The organism is Streptococcus bouchesdurhonensis, assembly GCF_948472335.1.
The window spans coordinates 25,386-36,408 of sequence record NZ_CAOKTW010000002.1 but is presented as its reverse complement, the minus strand read 5'-3'; the positions used below and the strand labels follow the sequence as shown (position 1 = coordinate 36,408).

The window sequence follows — 11,023 nt, the reverse complement described above, 5'->3', positions numbered from 1 at the left end:
AACCATGATAATCACATTTTTATCCTAAAGCATTTTTTGACAAAAAACAATAGCTGTTTTCACAAATCTAAAATAAGGTTAAAAACTCTTAAAAATAATACACTTATCAATTATAATTTTCTTTTACAAACTTGACATTAACACTTGTTAGATTTACTTTTATCCTTTAAAATAGAATAGGAGATATTCCGCGATTATTTTTCGGAGGAAAAAGAAATGTCCATTAATTGGCAGGAAATTTTATTTCACTTTTTAGGTGGTCTGGGACTATTCTTATATAGTATCAAGACCATGGGAGACGGTTTGCAACAAGCTGCTGGAGATCGCCTTCGTTTTTACCTTGACAAATATACTAGTAATCCTTTCTTTTGAGTTCTGGTTGGTATTGGGATGACTGCTCTAATTCAGTCTAGTTCTGGTGTAACAGTTATCACAGTCGGCCTGGTCAGTGCCGGTCTCCTAACCTTACGTCAGGCTATCGGAATTGTCATGGGGGCTAATATCGGGACAACAGTCACATCCTTTCTTATTGGGTTTAAACTAGGTGACTATGCCCTACCTATGCTCTTTATCGGTGCTGTCTGTCTCTTTTTTACGAAAAATCGGACAGTCAATAATATCGGACGCATCCTCTTTGGTGTCGGTGGTATCTTTTTTGCCCTCAATCTTATGAGCGGTGCAATGGCTCCACTCAAGGATTTACAGGTCTTTAAGGACTATATGATTGAGCTAAGTAAGAATCCTGTTTTGGGTGTCTTTGTCGGTACCGGCTTGACCTTACTGATTCAAGCTTCCTCGGCTACCATCGGGATTTTACAAAACCTCTACGCCAGCAATCTCATTGACCTGCAAGGAGCTTTGCCAGTTCTATTTGGTGACAATATCGGGACAACCATTACAGCCATCATTGCCTCTTTAGGTGCTAATATTGCAGCTAAACGGGTAGCAGGAGCTCATGTTGCCTTCAACGTTATCGGAACAGTCGTCTGCGTTATTTTTCTAGTTCCTTTTACAGCCCTGATTCATTGGTTTGAAGCTACGCTAAATCTAGCACCAGAAATGACCATCGCCTTTGCTCACGGAACCTTTAATATTACCAATACCATTGTCCAATTTCCATTTATCGGAGCTCTGGCTTACTTTGTAACCAAGATTATTCCTGGAGAGGACGAGGTTGTCAAATATGAACCCTTATATCTTGATGAGCATTTCATCAAACAAGCCCCATCTATCGCTCTCGGAAATGCTAAGAAAGAGCTCTTGCATTTAGGAAACTACGCTGCCAAAGCCTTTGACCTTTCCTATAAGTATATCATTGACTTGGATGAAAAAGTTGCTGAAAAAGGGCATAAAACCGAAGAAGCCATTAACACCATCGATGAGCAATTAACACGTTATCTCATTGCCCTTTCAAGCGAAGCTCTCAGTCAAAAAGAAAGCGAAGTGCTCACCAATATCCTTGATTCCTCCCGTGATTTGGAACGGATTGGAGACCACGCGGAGGCTCTACTCAATCTGACTGACTATCTTCAACGTAAAAATGTTGAATTTTCTGATGCCGCCTTGAAAGAATTAGAGGAAGTTTATCGTCAAACTAGTGACTTTATCAAAGATGCTCTGGATAGTGTGGAAAACAATGATATTGAAAAAGCACGCAGTCTTGTAGAACGTCATGAAGCAATCAATAAGATAGAACGTGTTCTCAGAAAAACCCACATCAAACGCCTCAACAAGGGCGAATGTTCAACACAAGCTGGGGTCAACTTTATCGACATCATCTCACACTACACTCGTGTATCAGACCACGCTATGAACCTTGCTGAAAAGGTTTTTGCAGAACAAATCTAATAACCAAGAAGCTATCCATCATAATTGGATGGCTTCTTACTTTTTCCTAAGCAAGACTAGGCTGAATGAAACTGAAAGAGTATTCTGCAGATATATAGTATATTGAAACTAGAATAGTACACCTCTATTTCTAAAACATTGTTAGAAATCGATTTGTCCTGTTATTATTTCATTTTACTATAATGGATTAAATTAAAAAAGTATAGTGTATTGAATCTATAACAGTCCATCTTGACTGCTAAAATATTTCTATAAATTAATTTGACTTTTCTGATAGAGATGTTCACATCTTATTTCAATTCATGATACAATCCAGTTCCTAAAACTTTGCTAGAAATTAATTTGGCTTTACGAATTAATTTGTTCAGATTTTATTTCATTTCAATATACTGATAAATCCATTCACTAGCACAGGGCAAGAGGGAGTCGCTATTGATTTCAACGGTAGCAGGTACACACAGAGGACTCCTACCTCAGATATACTGCAATATCCATCGTATGCAAAAAAACCTCTGAGATTTTTCTCAAAGGTTCTGATTTTGCTAATTGCTATTCTCAACCGCTGCAGTAACAAAGGCAGTGTAGAGTTCTTCTGGTCGGTTTGGACGGCTTGACAGTTCAGGGTGATACTGACACGCTACAAAGAATTTATTTTCAGGAATTTCCACGATTTCTACCAAACGATTGTCTGGAGAAACTCCTGAAAAGACAAAACCTGCTGCCTCAAACTGCTCACGGAAGGCATTATTAAACTCATAACGGTGACGGTGACGGCGTTGCACCACTTCTTGATTATGATAAGCAGCTGCTGCCTTAGAGCCACGTTTCAACTTAGACGGATAAAGCCCCAAGCGAAGGGTTCCCCCCATATCCTCAACATCAATCTGATCACGCATGATATCAATGATAGGGTATTTTGTTTCTGGTGCAAGCTCTGCAGAATTGGCACCTTCGAGTCCTAAAACGTGACGAGCAAATTCGATACATGTCAACTGCATTCCCAAGCAGACTCCCAACATTGGAACATCATTTTCACGCGCATAGCGGATGGCTTGGATTTTCCCTTCTGTACCACGTTGACCAAAACCACCTGGTACGATGATCCCGTCCGCATCAGACAAGAGTTCTGCTACATTCTCTGCTGTCACATCATTGGCATTGACCCAATTGATTTTAACTTCTACATCATTGACATAGCCAGAGTGTTTCAAGGCTTCGACCACTGAGATATAGGCATCTTGCAACTCCACATACTTACCAACAAGGGAAATCTTAACTTGTTTCTTGAGGTTCATGACCTTGTCCACCATGGCTGACCATTCTGTCATATCCGCTGCTGGTGCGTCTAATTTCAAATGGTCACAGACAATTTGGTCCATACCTTGTGCCTGCAAGTTCAGTGGAATTTGGTAAAGATGTTCGACATCCAACGATTCGATAACGGCTTCTGGTGCCACATCACAGAACTGGGCCAGTTTATTTTTAATTCCTTGACCAGCTGGCTCTTCTGTACGAATCACCAACATATTTGGTTGGATTCCCAATCCACGCAATTCTTTTACAGAGTGCTGAGTTGGTTTGGTCTTCATTTCACCAGCGGCCTTGAGGTAAGGAAGCAAGGTTGTATGGATGTACATAACATTATCCGCACCCACATCCGCCTTCATCTGACGAAGGGCCTCTAGGAATGGCAAGGACTCGATATCTCCAACAGTTCCACCAACCTCTGTGATAATGACATCAGAGTCGGTCGTTAGAGCGGCACGCTTGATTTTTTCTTTTAAAGCATCTGTGATATGAGGAATGACCTGAACAGTTGCCCCAAGGTATTCTCCACGACGTTCCTTACGAAGAACTTCACTGTAAATTTTACCAGTTGTCACGTTGGAATATTTGTTGAGATTGATATCGATGAAACGTTCATAGTGACCCAAGTCCAAATCTGTCTCAGCTCCGTCATCTGTCACAAAAACTTCCCCGTGCTGGTAAGGACTCATAGTTCCTGGATCAATATTGATATAAGGGTCAAATTTTTGAATGGTTACTTTAAGACCACGATTTTTCAAGAGACGGCCCAGACTCGCTGCCACAATCCCTTTCCCAATAGACGATACCACACCACCAGTTACAAAAATATATTTCGTAGACATAGATTCCTCTTTCTAAAGTGCTCAAGGTCTTGCTAACTACGTGGGGACATAGAAAACAAGACCCTACTAATAAGAATAATCTGGGACGACTGCACCAGATTCACAACTAATACTCTTCGAAAATCTCTTCAAACCGCGTCAACGTCGCCTTGCCGTAGATATGTGTTCCTGACTTTGTCAGTCTTATCTACAACCTCAAAACAGTGTTTTGAGCAGCCTACGGCTAGTTTCCTAGTTTGCTCTTTGATTTTCATTGAGTATAAAATACAAGAAGATAACTTCTTGTAAAAACAAAAATAGCTCCCTAAGAACTAGGGAGCTCCGACCTCTAAAAGAGGTGCCCGAACAATATGATACCTAAAAATAGGATAATTGTCAATAGCTAACTTTTATTCCTCGATGATTTCAGCATCATCATCTGAAAACTCGTCGTCTTCGTTGAGATCCACATCTTCTCCCAAGTCATCTGGAGCGATTTCGTTGATTTCTGCATCATAAGCTTCCACTTCATTTTTTTCATCATCTGGATTTTCATCATCGTATGAAAGAGCTGAATCTGCTTCGTATGCATCTTCGTCTTCTGGATCATCTGCATTGTAGTCAATGGCATCTGAATCACCATCCATAAAGGCATTGACACGTTTTTTCTTAGCTTTTGGTGCTACTTCATCGTCGTCATTTTCTTCAAGAGCGATGATTTCTTCGTCGATTTCGTCCACACCATACCATGAACGAAGACCCCATTTGTTGTCCCCAAGTGAGATGAAGCTACCGTCAAAGTTCAACTCTGTGTAGAACAAAGGCAAAGCTTCGCGGATATCGCTGTTTGATGTTCCAAGGTAGTTTTGAATTTCATTTACAAGATCGCTAAAATGCATCTCATGATCGCGACCACGAAGTTCCAAGATAGCACGCGCTACCTCAATCATAGATAGTTCACTTTTTTCTTGCCCAGCAAATACTTCTAATTCCAAAGCGTTTCTCCTCATTTATACTACTATCGCCAGAGCAAACAGACTCTGACCTCATTTTATCATTTACTCTTTATTTTACGATAATTTTGCGGAATAGTCAAAGGTTAAGGGGGAGAAAGTGGCAGGATTAGACTAATTCCAATATAAAACTCCTTCCTTTTTCTGTTGCTCCATTTTCCACAAATCCAAGCGACTTGAAACACCTCCTAGAAGCATGATTGTAGGTGTAGATTTCCTTAACTCTCAATTCTTTCCATCCTTTTACTCAAGCAAATTCAATCAAAGCACTTAGAATCTTTTTTCCAAGTCCTCGATGTTGGTAAGCGGAATTCCCAATCACAATGGGGAGATTATCCTGAGATAGTGTAATATCCCCAATTGGAAACCATTCTCCCTTCTCCTTGACTTCAATCCAAAAAGGCTCACCATGCCGATCCAAATAGAAATACATGGCTTCCAAGGTCGCTTGACTGTAAGGAAGCTTCACCCCATCTACGAGGTAAACCAAGTTCACATCCTGATACCAAGCAAAAGCTTCCTCACAATGATTGACCTTATAATAAGGAACAAGACACAATGCACTACCTTTTCAACAAAAGAGTTGCTGCTTGATTAAAACCATCACACCAGTTATACCATTTTGCTTCATACCCATCTTGAGCTAGGATACGATCTTCTAAATCAAAAACAGAGTAAATAGACTTCCTGCAAAACTAGAATCCTAGTTCATGATTGATAATACCAACAATCAAATTCATTCGTAATCCGAAGCGTTTACGATGATTTCGATAGGTTGTTGAAAATATTTTAAACGTTTTCATAGTGAGATGAAATAAGAACAGGACAAATCAATCAAGACAGTCAAATCGATTTCTAACAATGTTTTAGAAGTAGAGGTGTACTATTCTAGTTTCAATCTACTATACTCTGTCAAAAATATTCTCAACCTTGATTCTCTCCTTAGATAGCGCATGGTTACAGGCTTTCTCTTCAGCTGTTAGCGGCTTGAGTTTGCTGGATTTACGTGGAGTTTGTGCTTGAGGATCTATCTTCATGAGCCCTTGATAACCACTGTCAGCCAAGATTTTACCAGCTTGTCCGATATTTCTGCGACTCATTTTGAACAACTTCATATCATGACAATAGTTCACAGTGATCTCCAAAGAAACAATTCTCCCTTGACTTGTGACAATCGCTTGAGCCTTCATAGCGTGGCATTTCTTTTTACCAGAATCATTCGCTAATTGTTTTTTAGGGCGATGGATTTTTACTTCCGTCGCATCAATCATTACCGTGTCCTCAGAACTGAGAGGAGTTCTTGAAATCGTAAAACCACTTTGAACAAGAGTTACTTCAACCCATTGACTCCGACGGATTAAGTTGCTTTCGTGAATACCAAGATCAGCCGCAATTTCTTCATAAGTTCGATATTCTCGCACATATTGAAGTCGCCATAAGAAGGTATTCTAGGCTTAGTTTAGGTTTTCGTCCCCCTTTTGCGTGTTTACCTTGATAATCTCTTTTTAATACAGCTAACATCTCTTCAAAAGTCGTGCACTGAACACCAACCAGGAGCTTAAATCGTGCATCAGTTAGTTGTTCACTTGCTTCATAATCCATAGAACTATTATACCATATATTGTTTCGCAGGAAGTCTAATCTAATGGAATAGGAGGCAGTAAGATGGAAACTATCATAGCTTGTACTCATAAACTACTCAAAACGATATATGAAGTCTTATATCTCCATAAAAATACATAATTTCACAGTGTTTTTTTTAATGCTGACGATATTACAGGAATAAATGAAATTGCAAAATAAATGATAACTGAAATAAAGTATACTGGCAAAATTCCAATTAAGTCTGCTAGATAACTAAATGAAACTAGCGCTACAGCATACATTAGTTGCATTAAAACACTTCTGGCAGCAAAAGCTCTTGCCAATATACTAGGATCAACTTTTTCTTGAATAATTGATTCTTGAATTATATTTCTAATTTGTGCAGGGGGGCCGACTAGAAAAGAAATAATAATTGTTATGATAGGGCGTCTATTAACAGTGTAAAATAGTGTGAGTAGTGTAACAAGAAGTGATGATATAAACAAAAATTTTCCTGGAAAATGTTGAAGTTTATGAGAGTATTTTGTTATTACCCCTCCTCCAACTATAATCCCTAAGAAGTATGCTGAACCCTGGTATCCCCACCAAGTTTCACTTGTTAAAAGGATAGTGGTTGTAAATGCTAGGAGGTATGAAGATGTCCAAATCACATTTGCAAAATTTTCAATAATATCCATAATAGTTATATCCCTGATGACAGGATTATCCCTTATAGGTATGAGACCTTCAAAAATTTGATATACATATGAACTTTTGGAAGAGTTTGGTTTATGTTGATTCTTTTCAACGTGAATATAAAAACTTAGAACTGAGGAGAGCAAGAAACACAAAGATATACAATATAATGAATATTGCAAACCTAGTAACGTAGACAATGGAATTGCAAGTGCCCAGCCTGCTGTTTGAACGGATTGACGAATGCTTAGGGTGAGACCGTTTGCTTTTACTATCGCATCATTATCAACTATACTAGGAACAATAGCTAGACGTGCAGGAGTATAAAAACTATTGGTGATGCTTATTAAAAAGACTGTGGAATAGGTTATTATAATACTATCATTAAATGAACTGATAATGGTATAAGACAGAGTAACTAGCCCACCAATCAGATTAGTAAACGACAATACATTTTTATGTGAAATTTTGTCTAAAAAAATAGGTCCAATCAAACCTCCTATAACTGCTGAAATAGTTCCTATTATCAAAACAAATGTTGATTCACTGATAGAATTACTTTGTGAATAAACCTTTGAGATGATTGTTACACTGAAAAAAATATTTGCAATCAAGTTAAAAATTTGATTGCAAAGTAAGTATTTAAAATTATTATTGCTTATCTTAACTCATTCCTTTTGCAAATAAATATTGATTAGTATAGCAAAAAAATATATTTTACGCAATTACTATGCTCTCGTGTTGATATACCATACATATGAAAGCTTCTACCTTTCCTTTTGTATATCTATCTAATTTTAGCCATATTGCTTGAGAATTCCATAACCTTTCTTGCAAAATCATAGTTTTAGGTGGTGACTAAAATAGATAGAAATATAATATTGCTTACGGTAGGAATTATGGTATCTCTTGGGAACAGTGATCTCTCTAAACATGTAAAGTCTGATTTTATTAATTAAGGAGGTACATTTATCGTATGGTTTTATAATCACTCTATGAGGGACAGGGGAATCACTTGCTGATTCCTCCTAATTTCTAGCTGGACGGTATTGATCGGACTCTTTATAAGCTCTAAGGTTGCATGGGAAGAGCTCCTCCAACTTAAATCAGCGTAATGGGATAATACAGAATGGTCCATTTTTCTAATAAGTATAGTTGAGTCGGATGAAGATATGCTATATTGACTTTCATTTCTTTCTCCTCAAGGGAATTCGATACTCACTTCTGTTTGCCTTTAAATCGCCATTGGAAGCGGAGCTTGTCATAAAAGGGAAACTCGATAAACAAGACTCCCAAACCCAGACAGAGACTGGCAAGAACGTCTGATGGGTAATGAACTCCCACCCAAAAAGAGACAGTAGTTCATACTACTATTACTCTATTTTCATTGCTTTCACAATTGCTAAGGCAGTCAATACAAAAATAAAAAGTGGAAGCACTGTGATTTTTAGGTTTGTAGCACTCGCTAAGGCAACGATGAGCATGCTAAGAATTCCTGGTACAACAACATTGAATACTCCAAGCACTGACTGGATGGTTCCCATGACTTCTTCTGGAACCATCGAGAATACAAGGTTGAAAATCCGAGGCCCCATCATTCCTACTGCAACTGCGCATAAGAAGACAACTACCAATAAAAGGAGGAAATGATTGATCAACCAAGAAAAGAGAATACAGAGATGCATAATTTCTTCAAAGTAGACAATCATTTTTATGGGAATATTTTTTAGGATACCTCCACTCAAAAAACTTCCCACAATCGTTCCTGAAAAAATAACCACTGACAATGCTGCAATGGATTTCCCAGTGTCAAAGAAGATAAATGGATGATGAATCAACATCAAAGTCGTTAAAGGGGTAATAATGCTTAAAATCACTTGGTTCATAGCTGCAATGAATATTAATTTGATGATGGTTGGAAAACTTGACAATATCTTCATAGAATAGAGGAAATGCTCTCCAAAAGATTTTGCGGTTAATCTTTTACTAACCTCCATCTGTCCCTCAATATCTCTCAAAGAAGTACGAATAAACACCACACCCAACAGTGCAAAAAGAAAGGTCAAAGCATTCAAACCCACAAACATCTGAAGACTGATGACCCCAATCAAAACTCCACCTGTAAGTTGCTAAGAATATTAACTACACCAGCAGTTGCCTGTCTAAACCCCATAGCATCTGTCATATCATCTCCTATAATCCTCACATACAAAGGAGAAATCATAGCACCTGCAAAATAACTCATGGTATCTGATAAAAGATTGATGCCACAAATAAGAAAAACCATCCCCATAGAAAAGTTCTTATCCGTTACAAACAGTGTCAATAGAGTATAAAGCAGAAACTTACTTGCCAATATAGCAATATATTTTGCAACACGATTTTTTTGAAAATCGGCAATAACGCCTGTGAACAACTGAGAAATCTGCGGCAAAGTCTCCGAAACTGTTATACAAAGAACAGCTAATGAAGCAAATTTATATCCCGATACATAAGAAATAAATGAAATATAAAACAGCGTATCACCAAATGACGAAACCCATTGATTAATTAGCAACATCCGGTAATTTTTATTGGTCAGAAAAGTATTCATTGGATTGCCTCCTTCTTCAGCTCAAAAGGAAATTGAAATCCTAACAACGCCCAATATATCCCCAAAGCTCCAATACCAAAATCAAAAACTATTGATGATATTCTAATACATCAATTTTGGTTTGTCAATAATTTTTATGGTGTTTTTTTATTTTTTTTGAAATATGAATTTAAGTTATCTAAAAATACAAATCTTTTTCTTAATCTTCACTTTCCAATAATTTCATTTCCTTCTCAATTTCTAGCATCATTCTCTGGTTCTCTTCGTGCTTGTAAAGCTGATAAGATACTTGATAAAAACCTAGTATCCTATCCCTTTCAGCAAAGCTCTCGCTTATATTTCCCAATAAACAATACAAATCTGCTAATCGATAACTACTATTATATCTTTTACAAATAGCTATCGTTTCTGTAATTTCTGCTATAGCTTCAGATGTTCGTTCATTCAACCACAAATATCTACAATAGTTATATCGGAATTTAATCATCAATTCTAACTGTTCCAAATGATGAACAGATAGTGACTGGAGGTTCTCTTTTAAAAGTTGATAGAGTTCCTGATATGTGTCTTCCTGCCCCATATCAAAATAAAAATTAGCCAAGGTATTTCCCAGTTGTAGATAGTAAAAATCAGATTTTTTCAGAGATAACAGTATTTTTTCCAGTTTCGCAACTGCCCCTGTTTGATGATTTAAATAACAGAATTGAACTAATGTATCAATCCAGTCCAAATAAATCTGGTCTTTAGCAGATAGACGAGTACGTTTAGATTTTTCCAGTTCATAGATGTAATGGAGAGATTCATATTCCCTCTCATCCAAAAATTTCTTAGATAATTCTTTAAACTTATCAATATTTTCTAAACTAGAAACCTCAGTATCTTCAAAGAAATAATCCATGCTCACCTTCAATCGCTTAGATAGTTGAAAGAGTAATTCTGACCCAGGTGAATATTTACCTTGCTCCATACGGCTAATCTGCCCTTGCTCACAAATCCCCTCAGCTAATTCTTTTTGAGATAATTTTAATTCCTTTCTTTTATTTTTTAATCGTGTCGCTAATAGCATACCCACACTTTCTTCCTCCTTGCTTTATTTATTAAAATATATCAAACACCAAAACATGTTTCAAGTATATATTTCATATGGTTCTATTTGTATT

At 37.4% G+C, this 11,023-nt stretch carries 6 protein-coding genes and 6 pseudogenes; 1 reads left to right on the top strand and 11 read right to left on the bottom strand.

All coding sequences use genetic code 11. The annotated features are described in order from the left end of the window. Positions 1-216: 216 nt before the first annotated feature. Positions 217-1,848, top strand: a pseudogene (locus QMQ21_RS02935) (Na/Pi cotransporter family protein). Positions 1,849-2,390: 542 nt separating this feature from the next. On the opposite strand, the gene pyrG reads toward QMQ21_RS02935, so the two are convergent. The 11 genes and pseudogenes from pyrG to QMQ21_RS02880 form a co-directional block, all read right to left on the bottom strand. Next, positions 2,391-3,998 (bottom strand): CTP synthase, encoded by a 1,608-nt coding sequence (pyrG, locus tag QMQ21_RS02930; RefSeq protein WP_000105243.1) that lies wholly within the window; start codon positions 3,996-3,998, stop codon positions 2,391-2,393. 389 nt (positions 3,999-4,387) lie between these two features. Continuing rightward, on the bottom strand, positions 4,388-4,972 hold the full coding sequence (gene rpoE / locus QMQ21_RS02925) for a DNA-directed RNA polymerase subunit delta (protein ID WP_000418412.1): 585 nt from the start codon (positions 4,970-4,972) through the stop codon (positions 4,388-4,390). Between the two features lie 127 nt (positions 4,973-5,099). After that, a pseudogene (locus QMQ21_RS02920) lies at positions 5,100-5,549 on the bottom strand (GNAT family N-acetyltransferase). A 4-nt stretch (positions 5,550-5,553) separates the two neighbouring features. Then, positions 5,554-5,676, bottom strand: a pseudogene (locus QMQ21_RS02915) (chromosome partitioning protein ParB); the annotation flags it as partial. A 9-nt stretch (positions 5,677-5,685) separates the two neighbouring features. Next, positions 5,686-5,790: pseudogene (locus QMQ21_RS02910) on the bottom strand (IS5/IS1182 family transposase); the annotation flags it as partial. Positions 5,791-5,895: 105 nt separating this feature from the next. Beyond that, positions 5,896-6,592 (bottom strand): annotated as a pseudogene (locus tag QMQ21_RS02905) (IS5 family transposase); the annotation flags it as partial. Positions 6,593-6,735: 143 nt separating this feature from the next. Continuing rightward, positions 6,736-7,893: an MFS transporter gene (locus QMQ21_RS02900; protein WP_138700423.1), complete on the bottom strand. Its 1,158-nt coding sequence runs from the start codon at positions 7,891-7,893 to the stop codon at positions 6,736-6,738. Between the two features lie 595 nt (positions 7,894-8,488). Continuing rightward, a pseudogene (locus QMQ21_RS02895) lies at positions 8,489-8,617 on the bottom strand (phosphatase PAP2 family protein); the annotation flags it as partial. A gap of 26 nt (positions 8,618-8,643) precedes the next feature. Continuing rightward, positions 8,644-9,381 carry a hypothetical protein gene (locus tag QMQ21_RS02890; protein ID WP_261813878.1) on the bottom strand — a complete coding sequence of 246 codons (738 nt, stop codon included), beginning with the start codon at positions 9,379-9,381 and terminating at the stop codon, positions 8,644-8,646. Continuing rightward, the gene (locus tag QMQ21_RS02885) at positions 9,378-9,863 is read right to left on the bottom strand and encodes a hypothetical protein (RefSeq protein ID WP_261813877.1); all 486 of its coding nucleotides are present in this window, start codon (positions 9,861-9,863) and stop codon (positions 9,378-9,380) included. The genes QMQ21_RS02890 and QMQ21_RS02885 overlap by 4 nt, the downstream gene beginning before the upstream one ends. A gap of 199 nt (positions 9,864-10,062) precedes the next feature. Next, positions 10,063-10,935 carry a helix-turn-helix domain-containing protein gene (locus tag QMQ21_RS02880; RefSeq protein WP_000525619.1) on the bottom strand — a complete coding sequence of 291 codons (873 nt, stop codon included), beginning with the start codon at positions 10,933-10,935 and terminating at the stop codon, positions 10,063-10,065. Positions 10,936-11,023: the final 88 nt, after the last annotated feature.

Coding starts and splice junctions, on each gene's coding strand:
- pyrG (WP_000105243.1), bottom strand. CDS start 3,998: ATGTCTACGAAATATATTTTTGTAACTGGTGGTGTGGTATCGTCTATT.
- QMQ21_RS02885 (WP_261813877.1), bottom strand. CDS start 9,863: ATGAATACTTTTCTGACCAATAAAAATTACCGGATGTTGCTAATTAAT.